Source organism: Methanoculleus sp. UBA291 (genome assembly GCF_002499755.1).
GTDB classification, from domain to species: domain Archaea; phylum Halobacteriota; class Methanomicrobia; order Methanomicrobiales; family Methanoculleaceae; genus Methanoculleus; species Methanoculleus palmolei.
Map to the genome: position 1 here is coordinate 1 of NZ_DANC01000044.1, position 20,329 is coordinate 20,329.

General features: G+C 60.6%; 23 protein-coding genes and 1 pseudogene. 16 read left to right on the plus strand and 8 right to left on the minus strand.

All coding sequences use genetic code 11. The features are described 5' to 3' along the window. The 9 genes and pseudogenes from BP737_RS10955 to mtrH all read left to right on the plus strand — a co-directional run. Positions 1–796, plus strand: a pseudogene (locus BP737_RS10955) (methyl-coenzyme M reductase subunit alpha); the annotation flags it as partial. 196 nt (positions 797–992) lie between these two features. Beyond that, on the plus strand, positions 993–1,895 hold the full coding sequence (mtrE, locus tag BP737_RS10960; RefSeq protein ID WP_292405976.1) for a tetrahydromethanopterin S-methyltransferase subunit E: 903 nt from the start codon (positions 993–995) through the stop codon (positions 1,893–1,895). Further along, positions 1,892–2,743, plus strand: a complete 852-nt coding sequence (gene mtrD / locus BP737_RS10965) for a tetrahydromethanopterin S-methyltransferase subunit D (protein WP_292405979.1) — start codon at positions 1,892–1,894, stop codon at positions 2,741–2,743. Before mtrE ends, mtrD begins: the two co-directional genes overlap by 4 nt. Beyond that, positions 2,744–3,595, plus strand: coding sequence for a tetrahydromethanopterin S-methyltransferase subunit MtrC (gene mtrC, locus BP737_RS10970; protein WP_292405983.1), 852 nt, complete (start codon positions 2,744–2,746; stop codon positions 3,593–3,595). After that, positions 3,596–3,880, plus strand: coding sequence for a tetrahydromethanopterin S-methyltransferase subunit MtrB (gene mtrB / locus BP737_RS10975; protein ID WP_292405986.1), 285 nt, complete (start codon positions 3,596–3,598; stop codon positions 3,878–3,880). Between the two features lie 10 nt (positions 3,881–3,890). Further along, entirely contained in the window at positions 3,891–4,616 is a 726-nt protein-coding gene (gene mtrA, locus BP737_RS10980) for a tetrahydromethanopterin S-methyltransferase subunit A (protein WP_292405988.1), read from the plus strand. Positions 4,617–4,621: 5 nt separating this feature from the next. After that, positions 4,622–4,834, plus strand: coding sequence for a tetrahydromethanopterin S-methyltransferase subunit F (locus tag BP737_RS10985; protein ID WP_292405991.1), 213 nt, complete (start codon positions 4,622–4,624; stop codon positions 4,832–4,834). Between the two features lies 1 nt (position 4,835). Continuing rightward, entirely contained in the window at positions 4,836–5,579 is a 744-nt protein-coding gene (mtrA, locus tag BP737_RS10990; protein WP_292405994.1) for a tetrahydromethanopterin S-methyltransferase subunit A, read from the plus strand. A 15-nt stretch (positions 5,580–5,594) separates the two neighbouring features. Then, entirely contained in the window at positions 5,595–6,632 is a 1,038-nt protein-coding gene (gene mtrH, locus BP737_RS10995) for a tetrahydromethanopterin S-methyltransferase subunit H (RefSeq protein WP_342686181.1), read from the plus strand. A gap of 178 nt (positions 6,633–6,810) precedes the next feature. Here the strand turns inward: mtrH and BP737_RS11000 are convergent, their stop codons facing one another. Continuing rightward, positions 6,811–7,776, minus strand: a complete 966-nt coding sequence (locus tag BP737_RS11000; RefSeq protein ID WP_292405997.1) for an EF-Tu/IF-2/RF-3 family GTPase — start codon at positions 7,774–7,776, stop codon at positions 6,811–6,813. A 152-nt stretch (positions 7,777–7,928) separates the two neighbouring features. On the opposite strand from BP737_RS11000, the gene BP737_RS11005 reads away from it, so the two are divergent. From BP737_RS11005 to BP737_RS11025, 5 genes are all read left to right on the plus strand, one after another. Beyond that, positions 7,929–8,942, plus strand: a complete 1,014-nt coding sequence (locus BP737_RS11005) for a FecCD family ABC transporter permease (RefSeq protein WP_292405999.1) — start codon at positions 7,929–7,931, stop codon at positions 8,940–8,942. After that, positions 8,939–10,180, plus strand: a complete 1,242-nt coding sequence (locus tag BP737_RS11010) for a heme ABC transporter ATP-binding protein (protein ID WP_292406002.1) — start codon at positions 8,939–8,941, stop codon at positions 10,178–10,180. The genes BP737_RS11005 and BP737_RS11010 overlap by 4 nt, the downstream gene beginning before the upstream one ends. Then, positions 10,177–10,842 (plus strand): hypothetical protein, encoded by a 666-nt coding sequence (locus tag BP737_RS11015; protein WP_292406005.1) that lies wholly within the window; start codon positions 10,177–10,179, stop codon positions 10,840–10,842. Before BP737_RS11010 ends, BP737_RS11015 begins: the two co-directional genes overlap by 4 nt. A gap of 104 nt (positions 10,843–10,946) precedes the next feature. Continuing rightward, positions 10,947–12,065 carry an ABC transporter substrate-binding protein gene (locus BP737_RS11020; protein ID WP_292406008.1) on the plus strand — a complete coding sequence of 373 codons (1,119 nt, stop codon included), beginning with the start codon at positions 10,947–10,949 and terminating at the stop codon, positions 12,063–12,065. A gap of 23 nt (positions 12,066–12,088) precedes the next feature. Further along, entirely contained in the window at positions 12,089–12,832 is a 744-nt protein-coding gene (locus BP737_RS11025) for a sugar phosphate isomerase/epimerase family protein (RefSeq protein ID WP_292406011.1), read from the plus strand. Between the two features lie 6 nt (positions 12,833–12,838). Here the strand turns inward: BP737_RS11025 and BP737_RS11030 are convergent, their stop codons facing one another. The 4 genes from BP737_RS11030 to BP737_RS11045 all read right to left on the minus strand — a co-directional run bounded on the left by BP737_RS11030 (position 12,839) and on the right by BP737_RS11045 (position 16,270). Then, positions 12,839–13,237, minus strand: coding sequence for a hypothetical protein (locus BP737_RS11030; RefSeq protein WP_292406014.1), 399 nt, complete (start codon positions 13,235–13,237; stop codon positions 12,839–12,841). A gap of 228 nt (positions 13,238–13,465) precedes the next feature. Further along, entirely contained in the window at positions 13,466–14,251 is a 786-nt protein-coding gene (locus tag BP737_RS11035; RefSeq protein ID WP_292406017.1) for an energy-coupling factor transporter transmembrane component T family protein, read from the minus strand. Continuing rightward, positions 14,182–15,714, minus strand: coding sequence for an ABC transporter ATP-binding protein (locus BP737_RS11040; protein ID WP_292406020.1), 1,533 nt, complete (start codon positions 15,712–15,714; stop codon positions 14,182–14,184). The genes BP737_RS11035 and BP737_RS11040 overlap by 70 nt, the downstream gene beginning before the upstream one ends. After that, positions 15,704–16,270, minus strand: a complete 567-nt coding sequence (locus BP737_RS11045; protein WP_292406022.1) for a tryptophan transporter — start codon at positions 16,268–16,270, stop codon at positions 15,704–15,706. The genes BP737_RS11040 and BP737_RS11045 overlap by 11 nt, the downstream gene beginning before the upstream one ends. A gap of 356 nt (positions 16,271–16,626) precedes the next feature. Here BP737_RS11045 and BP737_RS11050 point away from each other — a divergent pair, with 356 nt between their 5' ends. Next, a complete protein-coding gene (locus BP737_RS11050; RefSeq protein WP_292406026.1) occupies positions 16,627–17,754 on the plus strand; it encodes a V-type ATP synthase subunit C in 1,128 nt (375 codons plus the stop codon). A gap of 10 nt (positions 17,755–17,764) precedes the next feature. Continuing rightward, positions 17,765–18,409: a V-type ATP synthase subunit D gene (locus tag BP737_RS11055; RefSeq protein ID WP_292406029.1), complete on the plus strand. Its 645-nt coding sequence runs from the start codon at positions 17,765–17,767 to the stop codon at positions 18,407–18,409. Here BP737_RS11055 and cmk read toward each other — a convergent pair. From cmk to BP737_RS11070, 3 genes are read right to left on the minus strand one after another with little or no spacing between them, the layout of a single operon-like run. Beyond that, complete coding sequence (gene cmk, locus BP737_RS11060; RefSeq protein WP_292406032.1) at positions 18,406–18,948, minus strand: (d)CMP kinase; 543 nt, start codon at positions 18,946–18,948, stop codon at positions 18,406–18,408. The genes BP737_RS11055 and cmk overlap by 4 nt on opposite strands. Beyond that, positions 18,948–19,565, minus strand: a complete 618-nt coding sequence (locus BP737_RS11065) for a DUF106 domain-containing protein (protein ID WP_292406034.1) — start codon at positions 19,563–19,565, stop codon at positions 18,948–18,950. The genes cmk and BP737_RS11065 overlap by 1 nt, the downstream gene beginning before the upstream one ends. Positions 19,566–19,571: 6 nt before the next feature. Beyond that, positions 19,572–20,147 (minus strand): adenylate kinase, encoded by a 576-nt coding sequence (locus tag BP737_RS11070; RefSeq protein WP_292406035.1) that lies wholly within the window; start codon positions 20,145–20,147, stop codon positions 19,572–19,574. Positions 20,148–20,329: the final 182 nt, after the last annotated feature.

Genomic DNA, 20,329 nt, shown 5'->3' on the forward strand with positions numbered 1-20,329 from the left:
GAAGTATCCGAACGACCCCGCAAAGGCCGCTCTCGAGGTTGTCGGTGCCGGAACGATTCTTTACGGCCAGATCTGGCTCGGCTCCTACATGTCCGGCGGTGTCGGCTTCACGCAGTATGCGACTGCAGCCTACACCGACAACATCCTCGATGAATTCACCTACTACGGTATGGACTACATCAAGGACAAGTACAAGGTCGACTGGAAGAACCCGAGCCCGAAGGACAAGGTCAAGCCGACCCAGGAGATCGTCAACGACATGGCGACCGAGGTCACCCTCAACGCCATGGAGCAGTACGAGCAGTTCCCGACCATGATGGAGGACCACTTCGGCGGGTCCCAGCGCGCCGGCGTCATCGCCGCCGCATCCGGTCTCACGACCTCCATCGCAACCGGAAACTCGAATGCCGGTCTGAACGGCTGGTATCTCTCCATGCTCCTGCACAAGGACGGATGGTCGCGTCTCGGATTCTTCGGCTACGACCTCCAGGACCAGTGCGGCTCCGCAAACTCGCTCTCCATCCGTGGAGACGAGGGCGCGATCGGCGAGGTCCGCGGCCCGAACTACCCGAACTACGCGATGAACGTCGGACACCAGGGTGAGTACGCCGCAATCGTCGCGGGCGCCCACTACGGCCGCGGCGATGCGTGGTGCTTCGACCCGCGGGTGAAGATCTGCTTCGCCGACCCGGCCCTGAAGTTCGACTTCTCCGAACCGCGCCGCGAGTTCGCGAAGGGTGCAATCCGCGAGTTTATGCCCGCCGGCGAGCGCTCGCTCATCATCCCGGCCCGGTAGACCCAACACAATTTTTTTTTATTTAGAGTAACCAGGAATGACTAATACGGGTATTCCCAGTCGATTTTTAACGTTTCGCTCCAATATCGACGAAACTTTTCGAAACCTTTAATTAAGTCATAAACAACTGTTAAATGAACCAAAAAGGTTTTGAACTTACAGCTCCGGCGCAAAATGCGCCAGAGGAGGATGCTGAATGGAAGAGATTATATTTGGCATCGGCATTACCGCATTGGCAGGTGCTCTTGCAACCGTTGCCGGCGCTGCGGAAGACACTGAGTCTGACATCGGATCACAGGGTGACCCGAACTCTCAGGTTCAGCTCGCTCCGCAAATGGGGTATATTCACCGCATCTTTAACAAGGCAGTTGCCGGTGAACCCCCCGCGTACGGCCTGTGGGTTGCTCTGGGTGCAGGCCTTGCCTGGGCATTCATGGCGATGCAGATAAACCCGATACTTGCAATTGTGCTCGGGAGCGCTCTCGCGGTCTTCGTGCAGGGCATCTATGCGACAACCGCATACCTCGGCCGTACTGCAAGTCTCGCAAAATTCGGACAGCCGGTCTATATCGACATCTTGAAGTCGATGACAACCGTGACCATGGCGCATGCGTTCGTGGCCATCTTCACCACCGTCGCGATGTGTCACCTGATCATCAGCGCGCTCGGCCACCCCTTCCCGCTCCCGCTTCTCGGGCTCGTATGGGGTATCGCACTCGGTTCAGCTGGGTCGGCGACCGGTAACCCGTTCTACGGAAAAGAGCGGCAGTACCAGGAGCAGAAGTTCGGAGCCGGTGTCCCGATCTCTGCATCCGGCAACATCGTCCGCTACGCCGAGGCCGGACAGAGAAACTCACTTGACAACGGGTTCTTCAGCGCGAAACTCGGCGGCCCTGCGTCGGGTATCTGTTTCGGTCTGATCGTCTTCTTTGAACTCTGGCGTACCGTGGTCTTCGAGCCGCTCGCCGCCGGATGGGGAGCGGTCATCGTCGGTATCGTTATTATCCTGATCTTTGCCATCATCGACCGTTACATCGAGGTCTGGGCAAGAAAGACCTTCGGGCCCTACACAGCTCCTTCTGAGGAGGCATCATCATGACGGCGCTCGGCGGACCAAAACAGACTTCAGGCATCCAGCCCCCGACGGGGATGGGCCTCGTTATCAGCATTCTACTTATCATCGTCGCGATTGTGCTCGCCTATTTCCTGATACAGATGACCGGAGTGCTTGCCGTCATCGGCATCATCATCGGCGGCGTCCTGGTCGGGTTCGGCGTCCACTTCGTCCCGGTCGGCGGTGCGCCCGCAGCAATGGGACAGGCGCCCGGTATTGCGACCGGTGTGCCGATGCTCGCCGCCGGTGCCGGCCTTGCCGGACTCTTCGGCGGAGCGTGGGCCGCCCCGCTCGGGTTCGGTATCGCTCTCGCCGGCGGTGCGGTCGGCGGCGGACTCTTGATGGCAATCACCTGTACGATGGTCAACATCATCTACGTCTTCGGCATGGGCATCCCGGCAGCTTCCGGTAAGGTCGCAAAGGACCCGATCACGGGCGACACCTTCCCCGAGTACAAGAGCCAGGGTACCGAGGGGCACGGTCTCCCGTTCACGTCCTGGATCGGCGGCGTCGTCGGCGGCGCACTCGGCGGCCTCGGCGGAACGCTCATCTACCTCGAGCTCCTCAGCGTCTACCAGACACAGTTGCCCGTCATCCTGAGCACAACGGTCGAGCAGATTGCACCCGTCGCCGTCTCGCTTGCCGGTGTCTTCACGATTGGCATATTCCTGATCGTTGCCGTGCTTTCCGCATACAACATCACCGGTACGATCGAGGGGCCGCACGACCCCAAGTTCAAGCGGTTCCCGAGAGCGGTCATTGCAGCCGCCGTGGCATCCGCCGTTGCAGGCATGTTTTCGATCGCGCTGCTCGAACTGGTGGGGGTATTCTAAATGACGGTTAAAGTTGAAGTAGGAGCAGGCGGCATCCCCCACAACCGGATCCTGATCTACGGGCTCGTGGGATCGCTCGTCTTCATCTATCTGACGCTCCTGAATGAGGTCACCCAGACCCAGTACTTCTCGTTCTTCGGCGGACTCGCCGCCGTGGCCGCACTCCTCTGGGGTACCGACACGATCAAGTACCTCTGCAGTTACGGTCTCGGCACCGGTGTCCCGTCGGCGGGTATGATCGCGCTCGGGTCCGGCGTCATCGCCGCGCTCTTCGGAGCCACGACCGGCATCTTCGCGCCTATCGTGACGATCATCATCGCCGCGATCATCGGTGCGGTCGCCGGGATCATGGCAAACCACGTAGTCCGGATGGACATTCCGGTCATGGTCACCTCCTTGATCGAACTTGCAGTCGTCGGTGCGATGACCGTGCTCGGCCTCGCAGCCATGGCCTGCGGAACGTTCGGGTTCCTCGGCATGATCACCGGTGAGATCGCGATCCTCGGGTTCACCGTGCAGACCTACGAATACTCTCTCATCGGTGGCAGCATCATTGCCGTCATCTTCATGCTCGGCGCCATCGCCATCCAGCACTCCTTCAACGCCTGCCTCGGGCCGGGGGAGAAGCAGGACCGGACGCTGATGCTCGCTGCAGAATGCGGATTCCTCTCCATGATCCCCATTGCAGTCATCTCGTTCGCATTCATCGAATTCCTTCCCGCTCTCGTCTCGCTGGTGGTCTCGGTCATCGGGTGGATCTACACCTACACGCAGTACATCGCGCTTGCAAAACGTGATGCCTATGCATGGCTCGACGCAAAGCCGATCCTTGAGCCAAAGGGAGGTGCCTGAATGGCATACATTCAGGTACTGCCTGAGTTCGGGCTGGTTGCCGACCCGATAGTCGGCGTCGTCACCACCGCCGGTGTCTCGTACACCCCCGTGCTCGAGCAGGTAGCGGAACTCGAGAAGATCACCGACGACCTGGTCGGTATGCTCTCCGGAGAGGGCAACTTCCTCGCATCGTTCCCGAACAGGGAGGGTGTTCTGAAAATCGCCGGAAGCGTGACCGCATTCTGGTACGGCATGGCAATTGGCCTTCTGGTTGCCGGTGTCGTCGTATTAGGACTGCTGTGAGGTGAAGAACATGGTTGAGAAAAAATCACCGGCCAGCGGATGGCCGATCGTTCAGGGCGACTTCCACACGGGAGATCCAGAAAGTTGTGTCGGCGTCGTCACCATGGGTTCCCACCTCGATGAGCAGGGTATCTGCGATGCCGGAGCGGCAATCGCGGGGTCCTGCAAGACCGAGAACCTCGGCCTTGAGAAGATCATCGCAAACATCATCTCCAATCCCAACATCAGGTTCATCCTCTGCTGCGGTACGGAGGTTAAGGGACACCTGTCCGGCCAGAGTTTCATAGCCCTGCACGCAGGCGGTGTCTCCGGCGGCAAGATCGTCGGGGCCCAGGGAGCCATCCCGTTCATCGAGAACCTCTCCGACGAAGCGATCAAGCGCTTCCAGGACCAGATCGAGATCCTCAACATCATGGAAACCGAGGACATGGGCACCATCAAGGCCAAGATCGATGAACTCAAGGCCAGAGACCCCGGTGCGTTTTCGGCTGAACCCATGGTCATCGAGGTCAAAGAAGCGGGCGGTGCTGGAGAGGAAGAAGCAACCGGCGAAGTGCAGCCGCTCACCGGAGAACTGGCACTGATACACGCACGGATGAAAGTCATCGAGCGGATGGTCACCGATATCGGCTACCGCGACAGGTTTGCCGCCGGTGTCTACTCGGGTAAGATCGAGGGGCTCATGATCGGCCTCATCGTCTCGTTCGTAATTATGGGGTTCATCTTGCTGGGGTGAGATAAATGGCAGAAGAAACTACACAGGCAGCAGGCCCCATCCGGATGGCTGCAATCAATGCAATGATGAACTCCATCCGGTACAAGGCACAGATCCTTGCCCGCACGAACAAACTCGAATCCGGGATCATGGGCATGGGAATCATCGGGTTCACAGTCGGGCTCGCCGTAGCCATGCTCCTGATCGTGATTCCGGCACTGATGCTGGGGGCGATCTAACATGGCCGAGAAAAAATCACCGGCCAGCGGATGGCCGATCGTTCAGGGCGACTTCCACACGGGAGATCCACAGAGTTGCGTCGGCGTCGTCACCATGGGTTCCCATCTCGACGAACAGGGCATCTGCGATGCCGGAGCGGCAATCACCGGGTCCTGCAAGACCGAGAACCTCGGCCTTGAGAAGATCATCGCAAACGTCATCTCCGACCCAAACATCAGGTTCATCCTCTGCTGCGGCACGGAGGTTAAGGGACACCTGTCCGGTCAGAGTTTTATGGCCCTCCATTCCGGCGGAGTCGCCGGCGGTAAGATCGTCGGGGCCCAGGGAGCCATCCCGTTCATCGAGAACCTCTCCGATGAAGCGATCAAGCGCTTCCAGGACCAGGTCGAGGTCGTCAACATCATGGAAACCGAGGACATGGGCACCATCAAGGCCAAGATCGATGAACTCAAGGCCAGAGACCCCGGTGCGTTTTCGGCCGAACCCATGGTCGTCGAGGTCAAGGAAGCGGGCGGTGCCGGCACAACGGGAGTTGCCGTTGCAGGCGCGAACCCGCAGTTCCTTGAGATCGAAGAACGGCTCAACGCCATCGAGGAGAAGATCGAGTTCGTCGATGCAGAGATTGCCCAGCGTGTCGGAAGAAAGATCGGACGCGATATCGGCATCCTGTACGGACTGGTCGCAGGTTTGATTGTATTCATGATGTTGTTGGTATTACTACCCAAATTGATGGGGTACCTGTAAGGAGGATTGACGAATATGTTCAAGTTCGAAAAAGAGCAGACGGTACACGACTTCAACGGTACCAAGATCGGCGGGCAGCCTGGAGAATACCCGACCGTGCTCGGTGCATCCATCTTCTACAACAAGCACGAAGTTGTTCTGGATGACCACACCGGAAAGATCGACAAGGTAAAGGCAGAGGGACTCTGGAACCGCTGCCAGGAACTCTCGGATATCACCGGCATTCCGCACTTCATCCAGATGATTGCCGAACACGCTGAAGCCTTCGATAGTTACATCGACTGGTTCTGCAGCATCGATGACAAGACCGCGTTCCTGATGGACTCGTCGGAACCCAAGGCGCTTGCACACGCATGCCAGTACGTCACCGAGGCAGGCGTCGCCGACCGCGCGATCTACAACTCCATCAACGGTTCGATCCTGCCCGAGAACATCGAGGCCCTGGCAAAGAGCGACGTAAACGCAGCAATCGTCCTCGCCTTCAACCCCGGCGACCCGTCGGTCTCCGGACGCGAGAAGGTGCTCACCGAGGGAGGCGTTGCCGGACAGGAGATGGGGATGCTTGAGATCGCAGAGAAATGCGGCATCACCCGCCCGATCCTCGATACCGCAGCGACCCCGCTCGGCCTTGGCTCCGGCGGCTCGTACCGTGAGATCCTTGCCTGCAAGGCAATCCACGGTCTCCCCACCGGCGGCGCCTACCACAACATGACCGTCTCCTGGACCTGGCTGAAGCGCTGGAAGGGAACGAAGAAGACCCCGTCGCAGCAGCTGGCCGGCCTCGAGGGCAAAGACGCGCTCATCGAGCAGCTCACGCACCACTACCTCGGCGGGACGGACGGTATGCGCCAGGCGGCCTGGTCCGCGCCCGATATCGGCTGCAACATGGTTGCAAGCACGCTCGGCGCCGACCTCATCATGTACGGCCCGATCGAGAACGTCGAGGCGATGATCACCGCACAGGCCTATGTGGATATCGTTGTGCTGGAAGCGGTGCGAGATCTCGGCATCGACACCCAGGTCGACACTCACCCGTTCTTTAAACTCATCTAACCTTTTTTTGCCGCCCGGCTTTCGCCGTGACTGTCCCGAAGTTGCATCTCCTCTGCAACCGGAATACGATGCTTCATGAATGCGAGCGCCGCCAGGTACGAGAGGAGACAGAACCCGGGGAAAACTCCACAGCCGGAGCACTCAAAAAGAGTATGTTACCCTGGAAACCAGGGTCCGTTCAGGGCAGTTTGATGTGCCCGGCGATCCTGAGTTTCCCCCCTTCGAGATAATGAAGCACCGCCGTATCGCCGGGGAGGTAGACGATGTCTTTTTCCAGCGCAAGCGTAAGCGTCGGCTGCCGCCAGTCGCCGCCGTCCCGCACCGCCTCCACCCGCGCCGGAATGAACTGCATCCAGTGGCCGACGTGAAGCACCGTTCCCGCCGTGAGCGGGGTCGGCCAGTACCTGACCAGCGTCGCCTGCACTTCAAGAGTCGCACGGGTCTGGACCGCAGGGTCGTTTGAGAGGACAAAGCCGCGGTCGAGATCATCGGACTCGATGTTTTTGAGCGCGATCCCCACGCGGTCTCCCTCGGCGGCCCAGTCAAAGTCGTTGTCGTGCTTCTGGATGGAGCGCACCATGACCGCCCGTTCTCCCGGGTAGACCTTCAGGGCGTCGTGTTTCTTAATGCCGCCCCGCACCACGTCGCCGAGAACGACCGTCCCGATGCCGTGGACGTTGAAGTGGTGATCGATCGGGACCGTCCCCACCGTCCCGGCACCGGGCGGAACGGGTGTACGGGCATGTGCCTCGCGAAGCAGGAGGTCGCGCAGTGCAATCGGGTCTTCGTCCACAAACCGGTAGTGTTCGAGCACCGTCCCCCGGAGAAGCGGCGCGACCCCATCGGGAGTTAAGTAGTTCCGGAGGACGATGTAGCCCTGCTCTATCTGCGCTTCATCAAGCATCAGCACCCACTCGCCGAACGTCGGGGAGATCTCATCAACCACGATGAGTGCCGCGTCCGCCGTCGACGCGGCGTAGAAGAGCGGAGCCAGCCGCTCGGGATACCGCGTCGGTTCGACGATGGTGACGGTGTCGTCACCCTTCTTCAGGTTATAGAAGGTGATATCGGATTCCGTGCCTTTCTTCCCGAGGTCCTTCGCGTAACCGGCGGGTCCCAGCACGACAACATTCAGGTTGCCCATATAAGGAGAGATTTGACGGCCAATCGTATGAGGTTTACCTAGGATGACGGAGATCAGGCCGGCCATCCTGCGCCCATCTTCGGAAACCTGCCGCGTGAGAGATAACAAAATGGATTTAATAATATCAAGACAACTTTAATTATTATATTAAAATGTCCAGACGCAGGCTGATTGCAGTCCCGATCCTCATCTGCATCCTTCTCGCCAGCATGATCCTTGCTGTCGCCCTCGGACCGACCAGTATCTCGATCTGGTCGCTCTTCAACCCGGAGATAACCTGGACGATCATCTGGAGCCCGGAGACCGGCCTCATCATCCGTCCGCTCGGATATGATGCCGATTGGATGATCCTCTGGGAGATCAGGACCCCACGGGCGATTGCAGCAGCGCTGGTCGGGTGCGCGCTTGCCGTGGCAGGTACGGCCATGCAGGGGCTGTTCAAGAACTCCATGGCCGACCCCTACATCCTCGGCACTTCGGCCGGCGGCTCACTCGGAGCCGCACTCTCGATCGTCCTCTTCGCGGGTGCAGGACTGCCGATCTTCGCATTCGTGGGGGCGGCAATCGCCACTTTTACCGTCTACACCATCGCCCGCCAGGGCGGGAAGATCCCGGTCGAGACGCTCCTGCTCTCCGGCGTCGCCCTCTCCATGCTCCTCTCCGCGTTCCTCTCCTTCCTCATGTACACCTCCGGCCGGAGCCTCCACCAGATCATGTTCTGGCTGATGGGAGGGTTCTGGAACGTCTCGTGGGACGACGTCTTCGTCGCCATCCTCATCCCGATAGGGTGCGTGGCCATCTACCTCTACGCCCGCGACATCAACATCATCTCGCTCGGGGAAGAGGATGCGATTCACCTGGGCGTGAACGTCGAACGATTGAAGCAGATCCTCCTCTTTGTGAGCGCGTTCCTGACGGGCATAGCGGTCTCCATCGCAGGAGCGATCGGGTTCGTCGGTCTGGTCACACCCCACGTGATGCGCCTGATCGTCGGACCCGACCACCGCATCCTTCTCCCCGCTGCCGCCCTTGCAGGCGGCATCCTCCTCGTCTGGTCCGATACGCTCACGCGGACGTTTGCCGGCGACATGCCGGTCGGGATCCTGACCGCCTGCTTCGGCGCACCGTTCTTCATCTACCTTCTGCGGAGCCGGATGAAAGCATGAAATCGGTCGAGATCATCAATATCGACGTCTCCTACGGCGCAAAGAAGATCCTCGAGGCGATCTCACTTTATGCCGATAAAGGCGAGATCCTCGGGATCATCGGACCGAACGGGTCGGGAAAGACGACGCTCTTAAAAGCGATGAGCCGGATCGTCGCTCCGGATTCCGGAGAAGTCCGCCTCAACGACCAGAGCCTTGCGACCTTCAATTTCCGGGAGCTGGCACAGCAGATCGCCGTTGTGCCGCAGGATATCGCGATCAGTTTCGATTATACCGTGCGGGAGATCGTCATGATGGGGAGGCACCCCTATATCGGGAGGCTCTCCTCCGAGACCGCCCGGGACCTGGAGGTCTGTGACCGCGCCATGCACCTCACAAACGTCGCGCACCTTGCCGATTCATCGGTTCACGAGATCAGCGGCGGCGAACGGCAGCGGGTGCTCATCGCCCGGGCGCTCACGCAGGAACCGAAGGTCCTGCTGCTCGACGAGGCCACCTCGAACCTCGATATCAGCCATCAGATCGAGATCCTCAACATCATCAGAGACCTCACCGGAAGCGTCACGGTAATCAGCGTCTTCCACGACCTCAACCTGGCCGCCTGCTACTGCGACCGCCTGATCATGCTCAAAGAGAAGAAGATTGTTGCCGTCGGCGAGCCTGAAGATGTGCTGACCCGGGAGACGCTCAAGGCGGTATACGGGATCGACGCACTGGTAAAACCGCATCCGCTGACAGGGAGGCCCTATGTCCTCCCGATATACGAACGCACCGCAAAAGATCGGCCGACGGAGAGGGTGCATGTCGTCTGCGGCGGGGGTATGGGGTCCGATCTCCTCTACGCCCTCCACAAGGAGGGGTTCCGGGTGAGTGCCGGCGTGCTCACGGTCCTCGACACCGACTATGCAACGGTAACGGCATTGGGAATACCCTGCGTCGCCGAGGCGCCGTTCTGCGCGATCTCTCCCGATGCCAGAAGCGAACTTGAGCGGTGCATCGACGAGGCGCATGCCGTCGTCATCACGGCAATGCCCATAGGATGGGGCAATATCGAGAACATCCGGATACTGGAGCGCCGCCGGAACAAGCCCATTATACTCCTCAACAGCAAAACCCAATCGTTTCAGGATTTCACCGGAGGTGAGGCCGAAGCGATCGTTCGCGGGCTGCTCGACCGGGGGGCGGTCGAGGCGGAACGGGTCGACCGGGTGCTGCAGATCCTCAGGGAGACGGCATGACCCACCGCTGCAGAACCACGGGCGCCGACAGAGAGGAGAGAGAGGACACGCTCTTGCAGCACCGCCGGCCCGCATACCCCGCGCATTCACCCTGCGGGGCAGGACAGCAGACCGCGGATCTGGCCGCCAACCGGGCTTTCCTGCCCCGGGGCGGTCCGACGGACGAGCAACTTATTGCGTATGCTCTGGATATAAAAGACCGGCCGCGCGAATATGCATACGTCTTCGATCCGGCCGGGCAGTTGCTCTTTTGCCTGAAAGGCGAGCGGGCAGCAATCCAGTTCGATTACCGGGACCGATTTCGCCTTTTCCAGACGATATTTCTCCACAACCACCCTCTCGGGAGTTCATTCTCACTCGCGGATATTCAGACGGCCTGCGCCTTCAACATGCAGGCGATGCTTGCCGCAACCAGGACACACCTCTTCATCCTGACGCCGCCGAACCGCGATCCTTTCTTTACAAGAGGCCATTACCGGGACATCGTCCGGTGCTACAGAATACGGAGCGCGATGCTTCCCGCTTCGCAGCGCCTGACGATCTGTGACCGGCTCTGGGATGCGATATCTGTGGATATGGACATGACCTACACCCGGGTCCGGCTCGACGGATCTACCTCGCCGGGCGACGCGATCGGGGATCACAGCCCCGGTAGCGGATAACCTCCACCGAATCCGGGGAACCTCTGCAAAAGTGAGAGGTCCAGAGAGGCCGCAGGCGTCAATTTGTAAAGGTTTATTACTCTAACACAATTAAATTTATAATTATGCGAAACATGCTCCTGATGGTCTCCGTCTCCCTGGTCATTGCATTGTTCCTGTCTGTTGGTGCAGCGGGCGCAACCCTCGCGCCTGACGGAGACACCACCCCCATCGTCCCGCCCCCGGAAGAATCAGGTAACCTCTCATCCGGGGGACTCACTCCAGCGGCAACGGAGACCGCCGGGAGAGTCGTTACGGTGACCGACGACTCCGGGGAGACCGTCGTCATCCGGGGAATACCGCAGAGAATCGTCTCGCTTGCCCCTTCCAACACCGAGATCCTGTACGCCCTCGGTCTGGGGGACCGGATCGTCGGTGTCGCCGATTACAGCAATTACCCGCCGGAGGCTTCCGATAAACCGACGGTCGGCGGCTACAGCAGTGTCAACCTCGAGCGGGTGGTCGCGGCGGAGCCCGACCTGGTCGTTGCCGCGCTCGGCAACACGGAGGAGGTGATCGACCGCCTGAGAGGGCTCGGGATGACCGTCCTCTACCTCGACCCGCAGACTATCGACGATGTCCTGAAGGATATCGAACTCGTCGGAGCGGCAACCGGACAGGAGGAACAGGCATCGGCGCTTGCTCTTGACCTCCAGAACCGCACCCGGGCAGTGACCGATAAGACGGGAGATCTGGCGGAAAAGCCGTCCGTCGCCCATGTCGTCTGGCATGACCCGATCTGGGTCAGCGGACGGGGGACGTTCCAGGACGAGGTTATCACGATGGCCGGAGGGACCAACGCATTCGGTTCGGTTGACGAATGGAGCATCGTCGGTCTTGAAGAGTTCATCGCCACGGACCCCGAGTACATTATCGTCAGTTCCGGCACCGGCATGACCGAAGAGGAACAGAACGTCATCTACAACTACTTCATGAACGAGTCCCGGATGCAGAACCTGGAAGCGGTCAGGAACAACCATGTTTATGTCATCGACGCCGATATCATCAGCCGGGGAGGTCCGCGAATCGTGGACGCCCTCGAGGAGGTGGCGGGAGACATTCACCCGGACCTCTTTGAGGCACCCGCAAGGACAACAACCCCTGCAGCCCGGGCGCCGGGATTCGGCGCGGTCCCACTCGTCTGTGCGCTGTGCATCGTCGCCCTATTCGGGACGAAGAGGTAGAACGAAACGGTAGCCAGGGTCCCATGCCGCCGATAAAGGATATCGGGTGCTCCACCTGCTGCCTGATGGACCGGACGCTTGAAGAGGCGCTCGGCTTCATCTCCCGCCGCACGAACCGTGCGGAGGTCCTCTCCGACGGCCCCCACTCCCTCTTCCACACCGAAGAGGCCTGCTATTCGTTTGACCTCCGGTACACCGTCCATGCCCCGGTCGCCGATATCAACATCGCATCCGACAACGAGCACCTGCGAAGGGCAAGCGTCCGGGTCCTTGACGATCTCACGAAGATCTGCGACCGGATAGGCGCCGAACGGCTGGTCGTTCACCCGGGGCATTTCTGGGGAGAGGAGATGCAGGATGCCGCCGGGCAGGCCCTGAACCGCTCGCTCGGCGACCTCGCCGCAATCCAGGAGGAGGTGAACGTCCGTCTCGCCGTCGAGAATATGGGGGCATGGGATATCTGCTTCTTCAGAGAGCCGGAGTTTCTCGACCGTCTTGCCGACCTCGGCCTCGGTTTCGCCCTCGACGTGGGGCACGCCCATGTCAACGGCAACCTGGACTCTTTCCTGGAACGGGGAGGGGCGATCCACGTTCACCTGCACGACAATTTCGGCAGCCGGGACGACCACATGGCGTGCGGTGAAGGAAATATCGAGTTCTGCCGTGTAATGCAGGCCATTCCGCAGAACGCCACGAAGGTCGTCGAACCGGTATCGTTCCGGCAGTATGAGTCAAGTCTCAACTATCTGAGATCAGTCTTTCCGTGAACCGCCTCATCGATTCATCCCGATCAGCCGTTCCACCGCCGCGCGGAATTCCCGAAACTCTCCCGAGACTTCGGGACCGGCGGAGCCGGGATAGCCGTTTGCACCCCGGGAAACGACAGTCCGTCCACCCATCTCCATCCGCAGGTACCAGTAGGTGACGTCGGAGCAGGAGTATGGAGAGACGTACTCCGGCTCCCACTCCCGGACACCGAGCCGGTCGGCGGTCTCCAGGAACCGGACCCACTCCTCCGGTGTCGGCGCGACCTCGGTCACCACGCCGGAGTAACCGCCCGCACTCGCATATTCGTAGAGAAGTCGGCCCTCCACAAGCCTGACGTAGAGGGACGGCCCGACGCTCCCGCCGATGTAGAACTCAAACGCTGCCGGTGGCGTACCGTCGTGCATATCCGTTACTTCGTTAATCCGGGCATCGGTATAATCTTTGTCAAACCGGCGGGACACCGGCAGAGACGTATCAACTCCTCCCGTCATCTCCCGTACCGAAAAATTCACGCAAAGTGCAGTCTCCCCGAAGAGGAGGAAACTCGAACACCGAAAGGTTACGAAGTGCGAGCACGGCGAGTTTGAGCATCGAAGGTGCGAAGGAGGAGAGGGGCAGGAACCGGTGCCGGGTTATACGACCAGGACGGCCAGATACCCGGCGACCATAAGGCCCATACAGAAGATCCCGGCGATATCGGCTCTGCCCGGGGCGAGGTCGCGCATGGGCGTCCGCCGGCCGGAGCGGTATCCCCGGAGATCGATGGTCAGCCCGAGGACCGTGGCCTTCCCGAGAGAATTTGAGACCAGGGGGATGATGATGGGGAAGAGACCCCGGATCTTCCCGGTAAATCCCTTCCCGGGGTTATAGGCACGGGCAAGTTGCGCCTCATGGATCCGTTTTCCCTCAAGCTGCAGGCTCGGAATGAACCGGAGGGCAATCAGGAACATGAGCGTGTAGTCCACGGGCATCCGGAGGCGGTCCATAAGGTGGACAAGGTCGCGCGGCTGGGTCGAGATGACCAGGAGCTGGAAGACAAAGAGCATACTGCAAAATCGGAGCGACATCGCGGCCGCAAGAGAGATCGCTCCCATCGTGACGGGAAAGGCCCCGCCGATGACCGGAACAGCCGGCGGGACCAGATAGCCGAGAGTTTCCCCGCTCTGAACGGTGAGGATGGTGAGGACGAACAGGCTTGCCGCGAGCGAGACGAGCAGGGGTACCTGGCGCAGGAGGTCGCGAACGAGCCCTCCTGCCGCCGCTACGGCCACGATCACGCCGACAAGGACCGCGAGCATCACAGTGTCGCTCGTCAGCACCGCGAGGACCACGACGACGACCGCAAAGATCAGTTTGGTGATCGGGTGGAGGCGGTGAAAGACGCTCTCCCGGATGACGTACTGCATAATTTCAGGCATGGTTCCTCCTCATACTTTCTCCTGTCGCCGACGATGCTCCCCTGCTCCATCCTGACGATACGGTCGGCGTATTCCTCCCCAAGGCGCATATCATGCGTCACCATGATGATTGTGCGGCCTTCCGCCGCAAGGCGGCAAAGGGTCTCCATGACCCGCGCCGCCTCCCGCGCGTCCAGGCCGGTCGTGGGTTCGTCGAGCACGATCACCTCCGGCCTCATGGCGATGACACAGGCGATGGCCAGGCGCTGCCGCTCGCCCCGCGAGAGCGACCGCGGGTAGGCCGCCTTCCGGTGGAGGAGGCCGACCTCGCGAAGGGCCGCATCGACCGGCTCCTCCGTGCTCTCCGGGTCTATGTTCCGGAGGCCGAACGCCACTTCGTCCCCCACGGTCTCCGCGAAGAGCATGGTGTCCGGGTTCTGGAAGACCAGGCCCACGTGGCGCGCGAGTTCTGCGACCGGGATGGCCGCGGCATCGAGCCCGTCGACGAAGACGCTGCCCTCGGTGGGATGGAGCAGCCCGTTGAAGTGCTTGATGAGCGTCGTCTTCCCCGACCCGTTTTCTCCGACCACAGCCACGATCTCGGCGGGAGCAATCTCGAGGTCGACTCCGCGGAGGGCCGCAATGCCGTCGTAACGGTGGACGAGCCCCCGGACGGATATGATGGGAGACGCCCCTGCCGGGCGGGCCGCTCCCGGTGCCGGGTGCCGGGCGCCGTCCGTCGGCGGCTCCGGGAGGCCGTCCGGCATCATGTCAGCAGAGGGCCCCTCCCGTGCAATCTTCCCGCCTTCGATCAGGACCGTACGGTCCGCGATTGCGGCAAGCGCGGCGAATTTCTGCTCGACGATGAGCACGGCCGTTCCCTCATCCGATAGCCGCCGGAGGAGGGCGGAGACCGCCCGGGTCGCCTCCGCGTCCAGCTCGGCGGTCGGTTCGTCGAGGATCAGGATCTCCGTTCCCAGGGCGAGGGTTGCGGCGATGGCGACCCGCTGCTTCTGCCCACCGGAGAGGGTGTGGGGGGCCCTATCCGCAAGGTCGGCGATCCCGGTCGCCTCCATCACGTCGCGGAGCCTCCGCTGCATCTCAATTTTTGCGATCCCGAGGTTCTCAAGCCCCGATGCCACCTCTTCCTCAACGGTGGTGAAGATGAGCTGGGCGTCGGCATCGTCGAAAACCACGCCGACGCGCCTCCCGATCTCTGCCATGCCCCGGTAGTCCCGGACGTTCTTCCCGGCAACTGTGATCGCGCCCTCAAGCGTGCCGCCGTACTCGTGGTGGAGGATGCCGGACGCGGCAAGGCAGAGAGTCGTCTTCCCGGCCCCGGTAGGGCCGGTAACGAAGACGATCTCGCCCTTCCGGAGATCGAGGCTGATCCCGTCGAGAGCCGGTGAGTCGGAGCCGGGATACGTGTAGGAGACGTCTCGAAGAGAGAGGACGGCTCCCCCCTCGCCCGCCTCAGGACTCATCGACTTTCCTCGCACCCTGTGCCGGAGCCGCGTGCCGCGCACCACGCATCAGAGCCCGCGACGCCGGCACCACAAGCGCCTGCCCGACGACGGCATTGACCGCCGCCGTGATGAGGACGATCGGCACGGTGACCACGAGGAACGCCTCGAAGGTTCCGTAGGTTCCAAGGATCGTCGGGGCCACGGCGAGGAGCGCGATGATGATGAAGGAAAACCCGCTCGCAAATGTGGCCAGAAGCGTCGTCACGGCCGGGGCAAGAGCAAAGCGCTCCTTGAGCACCAGGTAGGCACCGAGACAGACGACCGCCCCGATGGGCTCGCTGACGAGGTTTGCAGGCGGGAAGAACGAGTGGCTGATGAGAGCGCATATGATGCCCGCCACAACGCCGATCCCGAGGGCCTCGCGGAACGTGGGCACGATGAGGATGATGGCAAGGCTATAGAAGGCGATCACGAGGTTCGATACGATGGGGCCGGGGATCAGGAGCGACATGTACCTGATGATGGCCCCTACGGCAAGGAGTATGCCGACAATTGCGATATCTCTCGATTTCATGGTATCAGTTTCTGGAAATGGTGTTCAACGAGCGATCCTGTTTGAATTCGGGAAATCAATGCTCGCGCCAGCGAGACCGGGGCAACGGCCGAAAGGACCCCCCAGGGATATTCTCAGTGAGGAGGGGCAAGACGGAAGGGACCTGCAACATAGTACACACCACTGCACATAATAGAACATTAATGTATATATATTTGGCGGGCGCGAAACCGGTCCGGAACCGGTCATCGCTGCAAAGAGCAGGAGCGCCGCAACGAACATCGCGCCGACCGTCAACCACCACCGTGAAACTCTCCGGGCCTCACCCCCGTCGCCAGGTGTGCCTTTATGAGAGAGTACGAACATGGAGGTGCAACATGACCCCGACCGGGGTATCCTCCCCATCGTGCATCTATGCCTGTACCCGGTTCCGGGTCCGCAGGACGAACCTCATCTTCCGTGAAGAGTATCCGCGGATCATGCAAATGAGCATCCCGGAAGTCATTGCTCACCTCGGGCGGCGGGAGGAGTACCGACAGGAGGTCGTGGACCTGGCGCACGACTACGCCGGGGCCCAGCTCATTGAAGAGGCGGTAAACAGGAGTCTGGCGCGGTCGTTCCGGCATGCCATGCAGATCGCCCCGGGAGACCTGCAAACCCTGACCGGGGAATACCTCACCCGATGGGACATTGCAAACGTCATGGCGGTCCTGCGCGGCACGGTGCACGAGGTACCCCGACAGCAGGTCCGCGACCTCCTTATCCCGGCGGGAGAGGTCGACAGCGCGCTCCTCGACCGCCTCCTCACCTTCACGACCTGTAGCGACGTCCTCGAAGGCCTCCGGGACTGGCGGCTCTACCCGGTCCTTGCAGAATACTACCGGATCTGCGGAGAAAAAGGCGTCTTTGCCCGGATCGAGAACGAACTCTATCGGCAGTACTACGCAGGACTGCTCAACCTCGGTTCGTCCGGGTGCAGCGGGTGTCAGGAGTTGATCGCCTATCTCCGGTTCGAGATCGACAGTACCAATATGAAGAACCTCCTCCGGCTCCACTGTGCAAAAGAGGCATGCGATATGACGGTCATCGACCGGACCATGATCCCGGGCGGTCGTATACCCATCGCCTTCTTCCGGCGGCTCTACGGTACCGAGACGGAGGGAGAGTTCGTCAACATCTTCCTCACGACCGATATTGCCCCGGTCCTCGCAGAGGCGGTGCGCGGACTCCGGCAGGACCCGGCCTTCGCAAGCGTCGACGCTGCGGAACTGGTCTGGGAGCGGTGGCACCAACGGCGGCGGCCGGTCCATGAAATCGAGATGGCGGTCACCCGCGTCCGGCTCCGCCAGATGGAGTCTCTATCCCGGCGCCACCCGTTTTCGGTGCTGCCGGTAATCGCATACCTGGAGCGAAAGAGGTACGAGGTCGCGAACCTGCGGGCAATCGCACGAGGAAAAACATTTGAACTGCCGTCCGAACGGATATGGCAGTACATCGTCCTGTAGGCCATGCACCATGACGACGGCTGACGACATCAAACCCACCCGGTCCGGTCTCCTGATTGTCAGGCGGCGGATGACGCTTGCGAAGCGAATACACCGGCTCCTATCCATGAAACTGGACGGCATGATGCTGGAGCTCGTCAAACTCGTCGATCGGGCTGCCCTGCAACGCGAAAAACTTGAGGAACGTTACGCCGGGGCGCGGGAGATGGCGGCAATCGCCGCCATGATGGAGGGGGGAACGGGCGTGCTCCTCGCAGCGCTCTCGGTCGAGACCATCCCGACCTACACAACCGGGCACAAAAACGTCTTCGGGGTGCGGCTCCCGGACCTCGAGCCGGTGATGGTAAAGAAGACGCTCGACCAGCGGGGCTACGGCATCCTCGGGACCTCGCCGGTCATCGACGACGCTGCCGACGCTTACGAAGACCTCCTTGAAGCAATCATTGCAAGCGCCGAACTCGAAGGCGGGGTCAGGAGACTGCTCGACGATATCGAACGAACCCGCCGAAGGGTGAATGCTCTGGAGTTCAAGGTTATCCCGGAACTTACGGAGATGTACCGGTTTATCGAGTATCAGCGCGACGAGATGGAACGACAGGAATGGACGCGGCTCCGGCGCATCAAAAAAATAAAAGCAAAAAGAGAGATCCGCTAATGAGCGGCCGCCTGTCGCGTAAGGCATGCGATTGCGGTGTCGACGATTGCACCGAGTGCCTCCACGCCGAAGGTCTCGGACGAAAGGACGATGTCGTAGGGGGAGAGATCGTCGATCTCAATACCGTAATAGTTCAGGTAACGGGTGGACTCCGACCGCTGCCGGTTCTCCGTGTAGGCCCGGGCCCCCTCTTCGTCCATCCCGTCGCGACCCGCGATCCGCTTTGCCCGGCAGGGAAGCGACGCAGTGAGCCAGATCCGGAGATCGGCGTTCTCGACCATCCGGCCCGAGAGCCTGCCCTCGACGATGATGTTCCCGGCACTCTCACCAATCTCTTTTTGCCGGGTATCGATCATCCGATCGACCGAAGGGTCGTTCTCTGCAAACCTGCCGAACTCAGCGAGGTCCATGCTGTGCTCCCTCGCAAGCTGGCGGAAGACCTCTCCCGCGGAGATGAGGTCAAGCCTGTACTTTGCGGCAAGATACCGGGCAAGCGATGTCGTACCGCTGCCCGGCGGCCCGCTGATGGTTATCCGCATCAGAGCCCTCCGATATTGAGCGACTTCCTGATCACCTGGCTGATAGCAAGCGAACAGATCATGTACCAGAGAATCCAGGCCGGGACAATCCAGAATGCAAAGTCCGAGAGACCGACGGTCCCGATGAAGGGCAGCACGATGCCGTTCGTGATGGTGGCCGGCGCACCGAGCGGCGGGAGCCGGAAGAGGAGCCAGAAGAAGATCGGCACCGTCAGCAGGAGGATGATTGCCATCGGAGTAAACTGCTGTCGGGAGATATCGAGCTGGTCCTGCATCATCCGCTCTTGCTTTCCCTGGAGTTTTTTGATCTTCTTTTCATCTCCGGAGAGCTGGGCCTCCCGGAACTCTCTCTGGAATGCCCGCGCCCTCTCCTGCGTCTCCTGCATCTTCTCGTAATCAATGGTATATTTCTGGACGAGCGATGAATAGAGACCGGTAATGCTGGAAAGAACCAGAATCATGACGAAAAACGGCACACCGAATACGTCGATGAACGGCCCGAACAGCACATTCATCGCTGAACCGACCGCCACCCGGAACCACTCGATGCTGTACGAGAGCATCACGAGCATGGTAAACACGAGAGCGATTGTCGGGCCGTGCTTCTTCAGGTCCATATCAGGTTACCTCAGCACACTTACCAGGTCGTCGACGCCTTTCTCGAGCAGGAAGTTCTCGTTCCTGACAATCTTGATAGTGCAGCCGGTATACATCGCATACGCCGCGCTGACGGCGCGATTGAACTCCTGGTGCTCGGCAATCGCCCGGGAGCCTTCCATGTCACGGACTCTCGAGTCGTCACCAAGCCGACGCATCAGGATCTGGTCCGGGTCGGTCTCAACCAGCACGACGATGTCTGGCATCAGTTCACGGAGCACCCACTCGGGCAGCCCCGCAAGGAAACCCGTCGGGGTCTTGACGCTGCTGTGGGTATCGACGATGACGTTCGCGTTAATACTCATAGCAGCGATCTCCGAGGCTGCCGCCTGCTGGAGACGCTTCTGCACGTCTTTTCCGAGTTTGCGCATCTCATCGCGATTCGAGACCAGGTTCTCCTTTCTCGCCACGTCAAACATGAACGTGCCGAAGTTTACGGCTTCGTAAGCGATGCCCTCGACCGCCAGTCTCTCCATCGCACCGGTGATAACGGTGGTCTTCCCGACACCGGGAACCCCCGTAACGACAACTTTCTTTCCCAACGTTCTCACTCCCAGTAGGGTATCATTCGCAGTAAAATAAATCCGTGCCTTGAAGAATAATGCCTTTCGGAATCATCCAAACCCGGCGGCCGCGGCGGCCGCCCGGACAAAAAACGGCTGTGAAGGGAATTGTTCCGGGAAAACTCCCCAAGAACTCGCTCCCCTTCGAAGCGAGCGCGTCG

Bases quoted from the DNA above. Each gene is read 5' to 3' on its own strand.
- mtrE (WP_292405976.1), top strand. From the start codon at position 993: ATGGAAGAGATTATATTTGGCATCGGCATTACCGCATTGGCAGGTGCT.
- BP737_RS11050 (WP_292406026.1), top strand. From the start codon at position 16,627: ATGACCCCGACCGGGGTATCCTCCCCATCGTGCATCTATGCCTGTACC.
- mtrC (WP_292405983.1), top strand. From the start codon at position 2,744: ATGACGGTTAAAGTTGAAGTAGGAGCAGGCGGCATCCCCCACAACCGG.
- BP737_RS11025 (WP_292406011.1), top strand. From the start codon at position 12,089: ATGCCGCCGATAAAGGATATCGGGTGCTCCACCTGCTGCCTGATGGAC.
- BP737_RS10985 (WP_292405991.1), top strand. From the start codon at position 4,622: ATGGCAGAAGAAACTACACAGGCAGCAGGCCCCATCCGGATGGCTGCA.
- mtrB (WP_292405986.1), top strand. From the start codon at position 3,596: ATGGCATACATTCAGGTACTGCCTGAGTTCGGGCTGGTTGCCGACCCG.
- BP737_RS11030 (WP_292406014.1), bottom strand. From the start codon at position 13,237: ATGCACGACGGTACGCCACCGGCAGCGTTTGAGTTCTACATCGGCGGG.
- BP737_RS11000 (WP_292405997.1), bottom strand. From the start codon at position 7,776: ATGGGCAACCTGAATGTTGTCGTGCTGGGACCCGCCGGTTACGCGAAG.
- cmk (WP_292406032.1), bottom strand. From the start codon at position 18,948: ATGCGGATAACCATCAGCGGGCCGCCGGGCAGCGGTACGACATCGCTT.
- mtrA (WP_292405994.1), top strand. From the start codon at position 4,836: ATGGCCGAGAAAAAATCACCGGCCAGCGGATGGCCGATCGTTCAGGGC.
- BP737_RS11045 (WP_292406022.1), bottom strand. From the start codon at position 16,270: ATGAAATCGAGAGATATCGCAATTGTCGGCATACTCCTTGCCGTAGGG.
- BP737_RS11015 (WP_292406005.1), top strand. From the start codon at position 10,177: ATGACCCACCGCTGCAGAACCACGGGCGCCGACAGAGAGGAGAGAGAG.
- BP737_RS11020 (WP_292406008.1), top strand. From the start codon at position 10,947: ATGCGAAACATGCTCCTGATGGTCTCCGTCTCCCTGGTCATTGCATTG.
- mtrA (WP_292405988.1), top strand. From the start codon at position 3,891: ATGGTTGAGAAAAAATCACCGGCCAGCGGATGGCCGATCGTTCAGGGC.
- BP737_RS11035 (WP_292406017.1), bottom strand. From the start codon at position 14,251: ATGCCTGAAATTATGCAGTACGTCATCCGGGAGAGCGTCTTTCACCGC.
- BP737_RS11040 (WP_292406020.1), bottom strand. From the start codon at position 15,714: ATGAGTCCTGAGGCGGGCGAGGGGGGAGCCGTCCTCTCTCTTCGAGAC.
- BP737_RS11010 (WP_292406002.1), top strand. From the start codon at position 8,939: ATGAAATCGGTCGAGATCATCAATATCGACGTCTCCTACGGCGCAAAG.
- mtrH (WP_342686181.1), top strand. From the start codon at position 5,595: ATGTTCAAGTTCGAAAAAGAGCAGACGGTACACGACTTCAACGGTACC.
- mtrD (WP_292405979.1), top strand. From the start codon at position 1,892: ATGACGGCGCTCGGCGGACCAAAACAGACTTCAGGCATCCAGCCCCCG.
- BP737_RS11065 (WP_292406034.1), bottom strand. From the start codon at position 19,565: ATGGACCTGAAGAAGCACGGCCCGACAATCGCTCTCGTGTTTACCATG.
- BP737_RS11055 (WP_292406029.1), top strand. From the start codon at position 17,765: ATGACGACGGCTGACGACATCAAACCCACCCGGTCCGGTCTCCTGATT.
- BP737_RS11005 (WP_292405999.1), top strand. From the start codon at position 7,929: ATGTCCAGACGCAGGCTGATTGCAGTCCCGATCCTCATCTGCATCCTT.